This is a genomic window from Rhizobium sp. F40D2, assembly GCF_051810745.2.
Classification (GTDB): Bacteria; Pseudomonadota; Alphaproteobacteria; order Rhizobiales; family Rhizobiaceae; genus Rhizobium.
Genome location: NZ_CM131436.1, coordinates 1629115 through 1643406, shown reverse-complemented (window position 1 = coordinate 1643406; position 14292 = coordinate 1629115). Strand labels below are relative to the sequence as shown.

Annotated in this window: 11 protein-coding genes and 1 pseudogene; 4 read left to right on the top strand and 8 right to left on the bottom strand. The window is 58.8% G+C overall.

The window, feature by feature from the left end; genetic code table 11:
* The first annotated feature begins 32 nt into the window (after positions 1–32).
* Genes leuS through holA form a run of 3 tightly spaced genes read left to right on the top strand, consistent with a single transcriptional unit; the run spans position 33 to position 4225 of the window.
* The gene (gene leuS, locus ACS4RS_RS07955) at positions 33–2663 is read left to right on the top strand and encodes a leucine--tRNA ligase (RefSeq protein ID WP_439011409.1); all 2631 of its coding nucleotides are present in this window, start codon (positions 33–35) and stop codon (positions 2661–2663) included.
* Positions 2653–3174: an LPS assembly lipoprotein LptE gene (gene lptE, locus ACS4RS_RS07950; RefSeq protein WP_439011410.1), complete on the top strand. Its 522-nt coding sequence runs from the start codon at positions 2653–2655 to the stop codon at positions 3172–3174. Before leuS ends, lptE begins: the two co-directional genes overlap by 11 nt.
* Before the next feature lie 10 nt (positions 3175–3184).
* The gene (gene holA, locus ACS4RS_RS07945) at positions 3185–4225 is read left to right on the top strand and encodes a DNA polymerase III subunit delta (protein ID WP_439011411.1); all 1041 of its coding nucleotides are present in this window, start codon (positions 3185–3187) and stop codon (positions 4223–4225) included.
* Between the two features lie 61 nt (positions 4226–4286).
* Here the strand turns inward: holA and ACS4RS_RS07940 are convergent, their stop codons facing one another.
* From ACS4RS_RS07940 to hemE, 8 genes and pseudogenes are all read right to left on the bottom strand, one after another.
* Positions 4287–5168 (bottom strand): ParB/RepB/Spo0J family partition protein, encoded by an 882-nt coding sequence (locus tag ACS4RS_RS07940; protein ID WP_439011412.1) that lies wholly within the window; start codon positions 5166–5168, stop codon positions 4287–4289.
* Between the two features lie 27 nt (positions 5169–5195).
* Positions 5196–5990, bottom strand: coding sequence for a ParA family protein (locus tag ACS4RS_RS07935; RefSeq protein ID WP_003589541.1), 795 nt, complete (start codon positions 5988–5990; stop codon positions 5196–5198).
* A 19-nt stretch (positions 5991–6009) separates the two neighbouring features.
* Positions 6010–6627 (bottom strand): 16S rRNA (guanine(527)-N(7))-methyltransferase RsmG, encoded by a 618-nt coding sequence (rsmG, locus tag ACS4RS_RS07930; RefSeq protein WP_449313937.1) that lies wholly within the window; start codon positions 6625–6627, stop codon positions 6010–6012.
* Between the two features lie 22 nt (positions 6628–6649).
* Positions 6650–8527, bottom strand: a complete 1878-nt coding sequence (mnmG, locus tag ACS4RS_RS07925) for a tRNA uridine-5-carboxymethylaminomethyl(34) synthesis enzyme MnmG (protein ID WP_439011413.1) — start codon at positions 8525–8527, stop codon at positions 6650–6652.
* A gap of 67 nt (positions 8528–8594) precedes the next feature.
* A pseudogene (mnmE, locus tag ACS4RS_RS07920) lies at positions 8595–9913 on the bottom strand (tRNA uridine-5-carboxymethylaminomethyl(34) synthesis GTPase MnmE).
* A 102-nt stretch (positions 9914–10015) separates the two neighbouring features.
* Positions 10016–11281 carry a transcription termination factor Rho gene (gene rho / locus ACS4RS_RS07915; protein ID WP_003589536.1) on the bottom strand — a complete coding sequence of 422 codons (1266 nt, stop codon included), beginning with the start codon at positions 11279–11281 and terminating at the stop codon, positions 10016–10018.
* Positions 11282–11480: 199 nt separating this feature from the next.
* Positions 11481–12017 (bottom strand): protoporphyrinogen oxidase HemJ, encoded by a 537-nt coding sequence (gene hemJ, locus ACS4RS_RS07910; RefSeq protein ID WP_184376342.1) that lies wholly within the window; start codon positions 12015–12017, stop codon positions 11481–11483.
* 2 nt (positions 12018–12019) lie between these two features.
* Entirely contained in the window at positions 12020–13066 is a 1047-nt protein-coding gene (gene hemE / locus ACS4RS_RS07905; RefSeq protein WP_439011416.1) for a uroporphyrinogen decarboxylase, read from the bottom strand.
* 400 nt (positions 13067–13466) lie between these two features.
* On the opposite strand from hemE, the gene ACS4RS_RS07900 reads away from it, so the two are divergent.
* The gene (locus ACS4RS_RS07900; protein WP_439011417.1) at positions 13467–14288 is read left to right on the top strand and encodes a pyruvate, phosphate dikinase/phosphoenolpyruvate synthase regulator; all 822 of its coding nucleotides are present in this window, start codon (positions 13467–13469) and stop codon (positions 14286–14288) included.
* Positions 14289–14292: the final 4 nt, after the last annotated feature.

The following is a 14292-nucleotide window of genomic DNA, read 5'->3' as shown; positions in this document are numbered from 1 at the left end:
ACCTCCCCTGATTTTCCGGAATTTTGAATACCATGGCCACCGAACGTTATAATCCGCGCGATGCCGAGCCCCGCTGGCAGCAGAAATGGAACGAAGACAAGGTCTTCGAGACCGACAATTCAGATCCGCGCGAAAAATATTACGTCCTCGAAATGTTCCCCTATCCGTCGGGGCGCATCCACATGGGCCATGTCCGCAATTACGCCATGGGCGATGTCGTCGCCCGCTACAAGCGCGCCCGCGGTTACAACGTGCTGCATCCGATGGGTTGGGACGCCTTCGGCATGCCGGCGGAGAACGCCGCCATGGAGCGCGGCGTGCACCCGGCCTCCTGGACCTACCAGAATATCGGCTCGATGAAGGCACAGCTGAAGGCCATGGGGCTTTCGCTGGACTGGAGCCGCGAATTCGCCACCTGCGACGTCGAATATTACCAGCACCAGCAGCATCTCTTCCTGGATTTCCTGGAGAAGGGCCTGGTCTATCGCAAGCAGTCGAAGGTCAACTGGGATCCAGTCGACAATACCGTGCTCGCCAACGAGCAGGTGATCGACGGCCGCGGCTGGCGTTCCGGCGCACTGGTCGAACAGCGCGAACTGACGCAATGGTTCTTCAAGATCACCGATTTCAGCCAGGATCTGCTCGACGCGCTGGATACGCTCGACCAGTGGCCGGAAAAAGTGCGATTGATGCAGAAGAACTGGATCGGCCGGTCGGAAGGCCTGACGATCCGCTGGGAGATCGTCGCGGAGACGGCACCCGCCGGTGAAACCGAGATCACCGTCTATACGACCAGGCCCGACACGCTGTTCGGCGCCTCCTTCCTGGCGATTGCCGCCGATCACCCGCTGGCAAAGGATGCCGCCGCAAAGAATGCCGATATCGAAGCCTTCTGCGAGGAGTGCCGCCGCGCCGGCACCTCGCTCGCCGCCCTCGAGACCGCCGAGAAAAAGGGCATGGATACCGGCATCCGCGTCCGCCATCCGCTTGACCCCTCCTGGGAGCTGCCCGTCTATGTCGCCAATTTCGTGCTGATGGATTACGGCACCGGCGCGATCTTCGGCTGCCCCTCGGGCGACCAGCGCGACCTTGATTTTGCCCGAAAATATGGCCTGCCGGTCGTGGCCGTCGTCATGCCGAAGGATGGCGATGCGGCGAGCTTTTCCGTCGGCGACACGGCATATGACGGCGATGGCGTAATGATCAATTCGCGCTTCCTCGACGGCAAGTCGACGGAAGAAGCCTTCAATATTGTTGCCGACCGCCTGTCGGCCGCTTCGCTCGGCAATGCGCCGCAGGGCGAGCGCAAGGTCAATTTCCGCCTGCGCGACTGGGGCATTTCCCGGCAGCGTTATTGGGGTTGCCCAATCCCGGTCATCCATTGCGATGATTGCGGCGTCGTGCCGGTGCCGAAGAAAGATTTGCCGGTCAAGCTGCCGGACGACGTCACCTTCGACCAGCCTGGCAATCCGCTCGACCGTCATCCGACCTGGCGGCACGTCTCCTGCCCGACCTGCGGCAAGGACGCCCGCCGTGAGACGGATACGATGGACACATTTGTCGATTCGAGCTGGTACTTCACTCGCTTCACCGCCCCTTGGGAAGGAAAGCCAACCGATCCTGAGGCGGCTAACCGTTGGCTGCCTGTCGACCAATATATCGGCGGCATCGAGCATGCGATCCTGCACCTGCTCTATTCCCGCTTCTTCACCCGCGCCATGCGCGAGACCGGCCATGTCGCCGCCACGGAGCCCTTCAAGGGTCTCTTCACCCAAGGCATGGTAGTGCATGAAACATATAGCCGCGGTGCAGGCGGCAGCCGTGAGTGGGTGGCGCCGGCCGACATCCGCGTCGAGGAGATCGACGGCAAACGCCGCGCCCTTCTGCTGACGACGGGTGAGGAAATTGCCATCGGCTCGATCGAGAAGATGTCGAAATCGAAGAAGAACGTCGTCGATCCCGACGATATCATCGCCTCTTATGGCGCCGATACAGCCCGTTTCTTCGTTCTGTCCGACTCTCCGCCGGAGCGTGATGTGATCTGGTCCGAAGCCGGCGTCGAAGGCGCCCATCGTTTCACCCAGCGTCTGTGGCGGCTGATTTCCGAAGCCGCGGACGCACTGTCCGCCGTCGCGCCTGCGCCGGCAACCGAGGGGGAAGCACTGTCAATCTCCCAGGCTGCTCACAGGACCCTGAAGGCTGTCGAGAACGATTATGACAAGCTCTGGTTCAACAAAGCCGTTGCCCGGATCTATGAGCTGGTGAACGCGCTGGCCGCACCGATGACCAGGGTTGCGGCGGGCGAGGGTGATGCTACCTATCGCGCGGCAGTGCGCGATGCCGCCGAGATCCTGATCCAGCTCGTCGCGCCCATGACGCCGCATCTGGCTGAGGAATGCTGGGCGGCACTCGGCAATGAAGGGCTGCTTGCCCGGACCGGCTGGCCGCAATACGACGAAACACTCGTCATCGAAAATGATGTCGTCCTGCCGGTCCAGATCAACGGCAAGAAACGCGCTGAATTGACAATTTCTCGCGATGCAGATCAGAATGCCGTCACCAGGGCCGTGCTGGATCTGGATGCGGTGAAGAACGCGCTGAACGGACAGGCACCGAAGAAGATCATCGTGGTTCCCCAAAGGATTGTGAACATTGTCGTTTGATATCGCTTGCAAGCTGGCCCGCAACGCCGGCATCGCCATGATCCTTGCCTCCGCAGCTTTTCTCTCTGCCTGCCAGGTCCGGCCGCTTTATTCGGAAAATTCCGGTCTCACCGAAAAGCTTGCCGCGGTCGGCTTTTCCCCGGCAGGCAGCCGGATCGAGCAGCAGGTCCGCAATCATTTGATCTTCATGGCGTCGCGTGGTGCCGGCGAACCTGAAAAACCGGACTATCAGGTCGATCTGCACGTCACTTCGTCTGTGGCTGATACGCTGCTTACGGATTCGGCCGATACGTCGCGAGCCGGTCGTGTCACCGTCAGCGTTACCTACACGCTGCGCGCGGCGACCGATAACCACGTCATCAAGGCCGGCAGCCGCTCGACCACGGCACTGGTGGATTTCCCTGACCAGGAGTTCGCCAAGCAGCGGGCAATCCGCGATGCCCAGAACCGTGCGGCCGATCAGGTAGCGGAATTCGTCGGGGCCGATATCGCCGCTGCGCTCAGCCGCTGAGGGCGGGGATGTGGCGGAGATAAAATCCCACGAATTCGAAACCTTCCTGCAGAAATCGGCGCGGAACTATCGGATCTTCGTCGTTTACGGACCAGACCGCGGTCTCGTGTCCGAGCGGGCCGCTCAGCTGGCCGGTAAGACCGGTGTGGCTCTCGATGATCCCTTCTCGCTGACCAAACTCGATATCGGCGACCTGCAGAAGGATCCCGGACGGTTGGTCGACGAGGCCCAGTCTATCGGACTGTTCGGCGGTGAGAAGCTAATCTGGATCCGCGGCGCCGCCAATGAAAAATATCTTGTCGACCCCTTGGCGCTGCTGGCCGGAAAGCCACTCGAAGCCGCCCATCTGATCGTCGAAGCCGGCGACTTGAAGAAGGGTTCGCTGCTGCGCAAGACGGCCGAGGCCGCGCGATCGATCATGACGATCCCGTCTTATGCCGATGACAGCCGCGCCCTCAACACTCTCATCGATGCCGAATTGAGCGCAGAAAAGCTCGGCATCACGCCAGCCGCCCGCCAAGCGCTGATTGCCTTGATCGGCGGCGACCGCATCGCTTCACGCAACGAGGTGCGCAAACTTGCTCTCTATTGCCGCGGCTTCCCGACGGTCGAAGAACATCACGTTACCGAAATAATCGGCGATGCCAGTGCGATCTCCGTTGACGATGCCGTCGACGCCATTTTAAGCGGCGATCTCAACGGTTTTTTGCACGCAATGCAGAAGATCAGCAGCTCTAAAACCGCGATCTTTCTTGTGTTGCAGGCATGCCTGAAGCAGTTTCAGCTTCTCGATACCATGCGCGCCGAAATGGAAGAAAAACGCCTGCAGACGCCTCAGATCATGCAGACGATGGGCCGTCATTTGCACTTCCGCCGCAAGCCAATCATCGAACAGGCCTTGCGCCATTGGACCGCGGAAGCCATCGCGCGTGAATCCAATCGTCTACAGGCCGCCATTCTTCAAGGCCGACGGCGACAGGTGCTGGAGGATAGCGTGGCGATGCAGACGCTTCTTTCCACCACCCTTCAATCCGGCCGCAAACCCGCCTGACCCGAAGCTCTACTAATGATGTCGTTAGCCGGAACTGCCGCGCAACTCCCGGCAAAATGCATTATCGCCTTTCAAGCAGACGGCAGATTTCTTCGAGCTGTTCTAGCGACTTATAGGAAATTTTGATCTGGCCGCCGCTCGTCTTGTGATTGATCGCAACATCGAGGCCCAGTGCGTCGGATAGCGTCCGCTCCAAAGCCAGCGTATCTGAGTCCTTCTGATCTCGCCGCGAGGCGGACAGCTGCGGCTCGGATTGAGCTTTGATATTGTTTTGCGCCAGCTTTTCGGCATCGCGCACCGACATGCCTTTGGCAACGATCGTGCGAGCAAGACCTGCCGGATCCGGCGTCGAAACCAGTGCGCGCGCATGCCCGGCCGACAAGCTGCCCGCGGCCAGCAGATCGCGAACCGGATCGGGCAGTTTCAATAGCCGCAACGAGTTTGCAACGTGGCTGCGGCTCTTGCCGATGATTTCGCCGAGGTCGTTTTGCGTATAACCATATTCGGCAATCAGCTGCTCGTAACCCAGGGCCTCTTCGAGGGGATTGAGATCGGCGCGCTGCACGTTTTCGACAATGGCGATCTCCAGCGCCGTCTTGTCATCCACGTCCCGGACAATAACAGGGATTTCGATCAGCCCAGCCAGTTGAGCGGCGCGCCAGCGTCGCTCGCCGGCGATGATCTCGTATCGGTCGCGGTCCATTGTCCGCACGACGATCGGCTGGACGATACCGTGCTGGCGAATGGAGCTGGCGAGATCGTGCAGTTCGGTGTCATCGAAGAATCGACGAGGATTGCGGGGATTGCGGCTGACGAACTCGATCGGGATCATTCTGTCGGCACTAATCGTCCGCTCGGCTTCCACCGGGACAGGCTGATCCATTTCGCCAATCAGCGCCGCAAGGCCACGGCCCAATCGCCTTTTCGATACATCGTCATTCATGATCCAAACTCACCCCTGCAATGATAACTACGCCGCCAGCCTCTGGCGCTCGCGTTGAATGACCTCCGAGGCAAGCTGCAGATAGGCCTGGCTGCCCGCACATTTCAGGTCATAGAGAATGGCCGGCTTGCCGTAGGAGGGCGCCTCGGAAACCCGCACGTTGCGCGGAATTAACGTGTGGTAAACCTTTTCGCCGAGATGCGTCCGCACATCATTGACCACTTGCTGGGCAAGATTGTTGCGCGCATCGAACATCGTCAAGACGATCCCCTGAATATCTAGGCGCGGGTTAACCGTCCGGCGAACCTGGCTGACGGTCTCGAGCAATTGGCTCAGCCCCTCAAGAGCGAAGAACTCACACTGCAGCGGCACGAGCACCGAATGGGCTGCCGCCATCGCATTCATCGTCAGCAGGTTGAACGAGGGCGGGCAATCCAGGAGTATATACGAAAATGCCATGGCTTCGGGCGATGACAGGGCCTTGCGCAATTTGAACACCCGATCGCTCTGCTGCGAAATCTCCATCTCGACACCGAGCAGATCCATCGTCGAAGGAACGATGAAGAGATTGGGCACAGCGGTTTCGAGTGTCACTTCGGTGATTCCGCGCTCGCCGATCATCAGATCGTACGAGGAGAGCTTGCGATCTCGACGGTCGATGCCTAGGCCGGTGCTGGCATTGCCCTGCGGATCGAGATCGACGATCAGGACACGCTCGCCGATAGCAGCGAGCGCCGTTGCCAGATTGATAGCGGTGGTCGTCTTGCCAACGCCACCCTTTTGATTTGCGATGGTGATAATCCGATGTCGTTCGCCAGCCATTGCCGCAATATCCGATCTGTTAAACCAAGCGCCGGAGATTCGATATTTCCAGAATGACAGATTCCTGCTCGACGGCGCTATTATGTTCTAACAGATCGAATTCCCACCGACCACGTGCTTTGTCGATTTCCCTCAGGTAATCCCGGCCTTTATGAAAAAAGCCGCGGCAATCTTCTTCACCCAGCATCCAGGGAGCAGAATATTCGAGGAGTCCATCGAGGTCGGCGAGCGCCCGGGCCGAAATTGCCCTGCATTCACCGATCTCTGCATGGGCATCTTCGATCCGGGTGCTGTGCACACTCCCGCGGGCATTTGTTTCCCGCAGCGCTGTCCGGAGAAAGGCTGCCTTCTTATGATTGCTCTCGACCAGATGCACCCATCCGTCCCGCAATTCGGCCAGGAAGATCGCCGTGATGACACCGGGAAAGCCGCCGCCGCTTCCGAGATCGACCCAGATAACCGGCTTGGGATGGATCTGAAACACTTGGCTGCTGTCTGCGATGTGCCGATTCCAGAGATCATCGAGCGTTGACGGCGCCACCAGGTTTATGGTTTTTGCCCATTTCTGAAAAAGCGCCGCGAAGTGTTGCAGCCGTTCCTGTGTTTCACGTGAAACACGTAAGCCGTTTAATTCCATTCTCACTCTCAATATCTTGTATCTAGGCGCTATATCGCTCGGAGGTGTTGCGTCTACGCAGATGCGCGAGCAATAGCGCGACGGCCGCAGGCGTCATTCCTTCAACGATTGCGGCCTGGGCAATATTGAAAGGCCGAGCAGCGCCGAGCTTGGCCTTGAGCTCGTTCGAAAGGCCGGAAAGCGCCGCATAGTCGAAATCCGCCGGTATATGCCGTTCCTCGTCGCGCTGCTGATCGGCAATCGCCGCGGCCTGCCGATCGAGATATACCGAATAGCCCGCTTCGATTTCCAATGCCTCCGCGACTTTTCCGGCAACCGTCCCCAACTCTTCAGGCCACACCTTTCGCAGGACATCAAAATCATAATTCGGATAGGAGAGCAGGTCATAAGCCGTCCGGCGCTGGCCGTCGAGATTGATGTTCAAACCGACGCGCCGCGCCTCGTTCGGCGTCACCGTCAGTGACTTCAGCAGCGCCCGACTCGCTTCGATCTCTGTCTGATAGCGTGTGAATCGCCGTTCTCGTTCGCCGCTCACGCATCCGAGTTGTATCGCCAACGGTGTCAGGCGCATATCGGCATTATCAGCGCGCAATGTCAGCCGATACTCAGCGCGCGATGTAAACATTCGATACGGTTCCGTAACGCCGCGCGACGTGAGGTCATCAATCATCACCCCGATATACGAGTTTGTGCGGCTGAAATGAAACGGATCCGAATCGCTGCTTTGCAGTGCAGCGTTCAGTCCCGCGGCCAAACCCTGGGCGGCCGCCTCCTCGTAGCCGGTGGTGCCGTTGATCTGGCCCGCGAGAAACAGGCCCCTCAGCCGTTTGACCTCGAGCGAGGGCGTCAGCTCTCTCGGATCGACATGATCATATTCGATCGCATAACCCGGCTGGATGATTCTCGCCCTCTCGAGACCGGGAATCGTCTTGATGAATTCAGCCTGGACCTCTGCCGGCAGAGATGTCGAGATCCCATTCGGATAGACGGTATCATCGTCCAGACCTTCAGGCTCAAGAAAGACCTGATGTCCGTCCCGCTCTCCGAACTTGACCAGCTTGTCTTCGATCGACGGACAATAGCGCGGACCCACGCCTTCGATCTGGCCGGAATACATGGCCGACCGCATGATGTTGTCGACGATGATGCGGTGTGTCGCCTCGGTCGTCCGGGTGACTCCGCATTCGATCTGCGGAGTGGTAATCGCATCGGTCATCAGCGAGAAGGGGGTAAGCTCCTCGTCGGCCCCCTGCCGGCCAATGGCCTGCCAGTCGATGGTCCTTCCATCCAGCCGCGCCGGTGTCCCGGTCTTCAACCGTCCCAGCCGCAATCCCAGCCTGGCCAGGGTGGCCGACAGCCCCATCGACGGTGCTTCGCCAACGCGACCAGCCGGCGTCTTTTCTGAACCGATATGAATGAGGCCGCGAAGAAAGGTCCCGGTCGTCAGAACAACGGCCGCCGCTCCAAGCACGCGACCATCCTGCATGATCACCCCGGCCACGCGGCCATCGATGACTTTCAGATCAAAGGCGTCGCCTTCGACGATATCCAAACCGGCAGTCGCCTCGATCGCCGCCAACATCGCCAAACGATAAAGTTTTCGATCGGCCTGGGTCCGCGGTCCGCGCACAGCCGCGCCTTTTTTCTTGTTCAGTATCCTGAACTGGATGCCGGCGACGTCGGCGACGCGCCCCATGAGCCCGTCCATCGCGTCGATCTCGCGAACCAAATGGCCCTTGCCGAGCCCGCCGATCGCCGGATTGCAGGACATCACCCCGATCGTATCCCTCCTATGTGTCACCAAAGCGGTTTTGGCGCCAAGGCGCGCGGCCGCACTGGCGGCTTCCGACCCCGCATGGCCGCCACCGATCACAATGACATCATAGACTTTATCGGTCATCCGATACTCCAAATCCACCGGTCGTTTCAGGTGAAACCGCGGCATAAACCTCGGTGTTTCACGTGAATCACTTGCCAATACAAAACTCTGAGAAGATCACTCCGAGCAGCTGCTCGACATCCACTCTGCCGGTAATTCTGCCCAAATAGTCCGCAGCAATACGAAGCTGTTCGGTGCGCAGCTCAAGATTGACATCCGTCGCCGCGATAGCGTTCTCAAGCGCCGCCAAACATTTCGCCAGCGAATCCTTATGCCGTTGGCGGCTTGGAATTGCCATGGACAGGCCGGTAAATCGCGTCGCAACGCTGTTGCCGATCATCTGCCGCAACTCCGACAAGCCGTCACCCGTTGCCGTCGAAATCTGCAGATCGTAATGACCCGAGACGACATCCACGAGATCCTTCTTCGTCCCGACAGTAACATGTGGCGAAGCCTGGTCCAAGTCGTCAGGGAGCAGGGGGTCGTCATGTCGACCAGCAGCAACACCAGATCGGCATCACGGAGCGCGACACGTGCGCGCCGCACGCCCTCCATTTCAACCCGATCGTCCGCCTCGCGAAGACCCGCCGTGTCGTATAGCTTGATCAGGTAGCCATCAATATCGAGATCGACCTGCAGGACATCGCGAGTCGTTCCGGCGATATCCGTGACGATCGCCACGTCGCGTCGTGCGAGAGCGTTCAGCAGACTGGATTTCCCCGCGTTCGGCGCCCCGGCGATGACCACCTTAAAGCCGTCCCGGATAATCTCTCCCGCCGAGGCTGCCGAGAGGTGCTGCCCAATATCATGGCGCAGCCTTTCCATATCAGCCCAGACCATGTCTGAGACCGAGCCTGGAACATCATCCTCGTCGGGAAAATCAAGTTCCGCTTCGATCAGCGCGCGGGCGCGCGTTAATCGTTCCGCCCACGAATCATAAACCAGGGAAAGCCCGCCCGCGCTCTGTTCGACCGCAAGACGCCGCTGCATCTCGGTTTCTGCGCCGATAAGATCGGCCAGGCCTTCGACTTCCACGAGATCGAGCTTGCCGTTTTCAAAGGCGCGGCGGGAGAACTCGCCCTCAACCGCCATCCGAACGCCTGGCATTTCACCAAGAGCCTCAAACAGCGCCGCCAGCACGGCTTTGCTGCCGTGCAGCTGCAATTCGGCGACATCTTCACCGGTAAACGAGTGTGGCCCAGGAAAAAACAATACGAGGCCGCTGTCGATCGGCTGGTTGTTACGAGTCCGAATCGTTCGCCGTACAGCATATCGGGCTGTCGGCACCGATCCGACGAGCCCCGCCAATATGTCTTTGGTCAACGGGCCGCTGATACGAACGACCGACACACCTGAGGGTGTGGCACCGCTCGATAGCGCATAGATCGTATCATGCAGCATGGCCATATCGCCTGTTTCGGTTCGAGCCCGAATCGATCCTGCCAAACAGAAAAGCTGGCGACATCGTTCGGATGCCTCCAGCTTCTATAGGATGAATCCGGCTAAGGATTATGTATTCATCGAGTCGAAGAAGTCGGAGTTGTTCTTCGTCTGCTTCAGCTTGTCGATCAGGAATTCGATTGCATCGGTCGTTCCCATCGGCGCCAGAATGCGGCGGAGGACAAAGATCTTTTGCAGATCCTGGCGTGGAACGAGCAGGTCTTCCTTACGCGTGCCGGACTTCAGGATGTCCATCGCCGGGAAGATACGCTTGTCGGCGACCTTGCGATCAAGGACGATTTCCGAGTTGCCGGTACCCTTGAACTCTTCGAAGATGACTTCGTCCATGCGGCTGCCGGTATCGATCAGCGCCGTGGCGATAATCGTCAGCGAGCCGCCTTCCTCGATATTGCGGGCAGCACCGAAGAAACGCTTCGGCCGCTGCAGGGCGTTGGCGTCGACACCACCGGTCAGAACCTTGCCTGAGGAGGGAACGACCGTGTTATAGGCACGGCCGAGGCGGGTGATCGAATCGAGCAGGATGACGACGTCGCGGCCATGCTCGACAAGGCGCTTCGCCTTTTCGATGACCATCTCCGCCACCTGGACGTGACGCACGGCCGGCTCGTCGAAGGTCGAGGAGATGACCTCGCCGCGAACGGAACGCTGCATGTCGGTCACTTCCTCGGGGCGTTCATCGATCAGAAGAACGATGAGATAGCATTCCGGATGGTTTGCCGTGATCGAATGGGCGATGTTCTGCAGCAGCACGGTCTTACCGGTGCGCGGCGGCGCAACGATCAGTCCGCGCTGGCCCTTGCCGAGCGGCGCCACCAGGTCGATGACGCGCGGCGAAAGATCCTTGGAAGTGGGGATCTCGAGTTCCATCTTGAAGCGCTCGTTCGGATAGAGCGGCGTCAGATTGTCGAAATGAACCTTGTGACGGATCTTTTCCGGATCGTCGAAATTGATGGTGTTGACTTTCAGCAGCGCGAAATAGCGCTCGCCTTCTTTTGGTCCTCGGATCGGCCCTTCGACCGTATCGCCTGTTTTGAGCGAGAACCGGCGGATCTGCGACGGGGAGATATAGATATCGTCCGGACCCGGCAGGTAGTTTGCATTGGCCGAACGCAGAAAACCGAAACCATCCTGCAGGACCTCGACGACCCCTTCGCCGATAATTTCGACATCCTGGCTGGCAAGCATTTTGAGGATCGCAAACATCAGCTCCTGCTTGCGCATCGTGCTGGCATTCTCGACCTCGAGCGATTCGGCGAAAGCCAGAAGATCCGTCGGGGATTTGCTTTTAAGTTCCTGAAGCTTCATTTCAGCCATGAAGTGACCAATACTCTTTTCAATTTTGAAGGGGAAAGGCGATGTTGGGTCGTATTCGGTACTGCGAAAGGGCTCGCAGACGACTGAACTCTACACACATGCCACGTAGATGAGTTGCGCGGAAAATAGCGAGTCGCAATCGCCGCCGCAAGAGGGCTGCTTAAAATGAAGCAAATTTAACCTGAGGGCGATTTTCGGCTCAGAAGGGCTTCACCACCACGAGGATCACGATCACGATCATCAGCAAGGTCGGCGCCTCGTTCATGAAGCGCCAATAGCGCGCCGAGCGGCGATTTTCATCTCGCTCGAAGGCGCGGACCGCGCGGCTGAAAAACATATGAACACCGGTCAGCAGCACAACGAGGCCGATCTTGGCATGCAGCCAGCCGCCCTGGAATCCATAGACGGACCAGGCGAGATAGAGGCCGAAAATCCATGTCAGCATCATCGCCGGCGTCATGATGATGCGAAGCAGCCGGCGCTCCATCACCTTGAAGGTTTCCGATTGCACCGAGCCCGGTTCGGCATCCGTGTGGTAGATGAACAGCCGCGGCATATAGAACAACCCGGCCATCCAGGAAATCACCGCGATGATATGGAGCGCCTTGATCCAGAGATAGAGATTATCAGGGTTCCAGGCGAAAAGCCCGACCGCCATCAGCGCAAAGAAAACCAGCGCAAAATGGGCGCGCCGGCGGGCATAAGCCCCGGGTCTGCGATCGGTCTGCCTTTCCATCGTCACTTCCCGCCTCGCATCTGGGCGCCTCGCACGCGATCGACCAGCAGGCGCACATGATCGGGGTCGGCCTGCGGTGTAATGCCGTGGCCGAGATTGAAGATCAGCGGTCCATGGCCGAGATGCTGCAGGATATCGTCAATACCCTCTTCCAGCGCCCGGCCGCCGGCAACGACGCGCATCGGATCGAGATTGCCCTGTACCGGTCCGTCCTTCTGAAGTTCGGCGGCAAAGGCCAAAGGCACCGACCAGTCGAGGCCGATCGCATCGGCGCCCGTCTTCTGGCGATATTTCTTCAGCTGGTAACCGGCGCCCTTGGCGAAGGCGATGATCCGCGCGTGCGGCCGCTGCGATTTGACCGAAGCAATCATTCGCGCAACTGGTCGGATCGCGAACGCCTCGAACTCCCTCTCGCCGAGAACGCCAGCCCAGGAATCGAAGATCTGCACGGCATCGGCGCCGGCATCGATCTGAGCGACGAGATAATCCGCCGAGACGTCGGCAAGCAGCATAAGCAGCTGTTCGAAGGCGCGGGGATGTTTGTAGGCGAAGAGACGGGCGAGGGCCTGATCCGGCGTGCCGTGGCCGGCAATCATATAGGTCGCAACCGTCCATGGTGCCCCGCAGAAGCCGAGCAACGTCGTCTCATCAGGCAACTCCTGGCGCAGCCGCCGCACCGTTTCCAGGACCGGTCTGAGATAATCGACGACCTCTTCCCCGTTCAATCGCCCGATACCGGCTTCATCGATCGGATCCATCTCCGGGCCATGGCCCTCGGTGAAACGGACGTTCCGCTTCATTGCATCGGGAATGACCAGGATATCGGAAAACAGAATGGCGGCGTCAAAGCCATAACGGCGGATCGGCTGCAATGTCACTTCGACGGCATGATCGGGCGTATAGCAGAGATCAAGGAAACTCCCGGCCTTTGCTCGCGTCTGCCGATATTCCGGGAGATAACGTCCCGCCTGTCTCATCAGCCAGAGAGGAGGAGGGGAGAGGCTTTCGCCATCGAGAACCCTCATGATCTTTCGGCGCGTGTCGTTCAAGCGCGTCTTCCCTATAAAAAATCAAAGATATTTTAAAAGGTTTCTATTTCTTAGAGTCGGTGTCTATCAAGGATTAAAATCCATCCACCGCCGTTGCCATTTGTCGCGTGCTCGCAAAAAATATGGGAAGGATTTCGCTATTCCATCGAAAGTTTGCGGAGAAACCGAATCTGAAAATGATTCCAAATCCTTCCGGACAGAAGTTTTTTCTTGCGGCTGTGGATAAGCTGTGGACCTCGTTACGACAAATCAACCTCTTCCACATCGTCCACAGGGCCTGCCGAAAGCGATCTGCAAAATTCGAAATGTGGATAAAGGGGCATGTTTTCCCTTGCCGGGAGCAGCCCTGCCGCCTTAGCTCTGTTTCATCCAGTCTTTTCAACAGGCAGTGGAAAATAGCGTGGAGAACAGAACGAACTTCTTTCATCTGCATCTGATTTCTGACTCAACGGGAGAGACTCTGATCTCCGCCGGCCGCGCCGCATCGGCGCAGTTCAAATCCGCTCAGCCGATCGAACATGTCTATCCGCTGATCCGCAACCGCAAGCAGCTGCTGCCGGTTCTGCAGGCGATCGATGACGCCCCCGGCATCGTGCTCTACACAATCATCGACCGAGAGCTTGCGAGCCTGATCGATGAGCGCTGCGTCGAGATGGGTGTCGCCTCGGTGAACGTCCTGGAGCCGGTCATGAATGCGTTTCAGATCTATCTCGGCGCCCCGTCGCGCCGTCGGGTCGGCGCCCAGCATGTGATGAATGCCGGATACTTCGCGCGCATCGAAGCGTTGAATTTCACCATGGATCATGACGATGGCCAGATGCCGGACGATTATAATGATGCCGATGTCGTCATCATCGGCATCAGCCGCACGTCGAAAACGCCGACCAGCATCTACCTTGCCAACCGTGGCATCAAGACGGCGAACATTCCGATCGTTTATGGCGTGCCGTTGCCGGAGAGCCTGTTCACGACGACCAAGCCGCTGATTGTCTGCCTGATCGCCACCACCGATCGTATCTCCCAGGTGCGGGAAAATCGCATCCTCGGCGCGACGCATGGCTTCGATCGTGAACACTATACCGATCGCGCCGCAATATCCGAGGAGCTGAAATATGCCCGCTCGCTCTGCGCTCGCCATAACTGGCCGCTGATCGACGTCACTCGCCGCTCCATCGAGGAAACCGCAGCGGCAATCGTTGCCCTGCGTCCAAAGCTGCGCTAAGCGC

Excerpts from the sequence above, each read along its gene's own strand:
- rsmG (WP_449313937.1), bottom strand. The coding sequence starts at position 6,627 with ATGGAATTAAACGGCTTACGTGTTTCACGTGAAACACAGGAACGGCTG.
- mnmG (WP_439011413.1), bottom strand. The coding sequence starts at position 8,527 with ATGACCGATAAAGTCTATGATGTCATTGTGATCGGTGGCGGCCATGCG.
- hemJ (WP_184376342.1), bottom strand. The coding sequence starts at position 12,017 with ATGGAAAGGCAGACCGATCGCAGACCCGGGGCTTATGCCCGCCGGCGC.
- rho (WP_003589536.1), bottom strand. The coding sequence starts at position 11,281 with ATGGCTGAAATGAAGCTTCAGGAACTTAAAAGCAAATCCCCGACGGAT.
- ACS4RS_RS07940 (WP_439011412.1), bottom strand. The coding sequence starts at position 5,168 with ATGAATGACGATGTATCGAAAAGGCGATTGGGCCGTGGCCTTGCGGCG.
- leuS (WP_439011409.1), top strand. The coding sequence starts at position 33 with ATGGCCACCGAACGTTATAATCCGCGCGATGCCGAGCCCCGCTGGCAG.
- ACS4RS_RS07935 (WP_003589541.1), bottom strand. The coding sequence starts at position 5,990 with ATGGCTGGCGAACGACATCGGATTATCACCATCGCAAATCAAAAGGGT.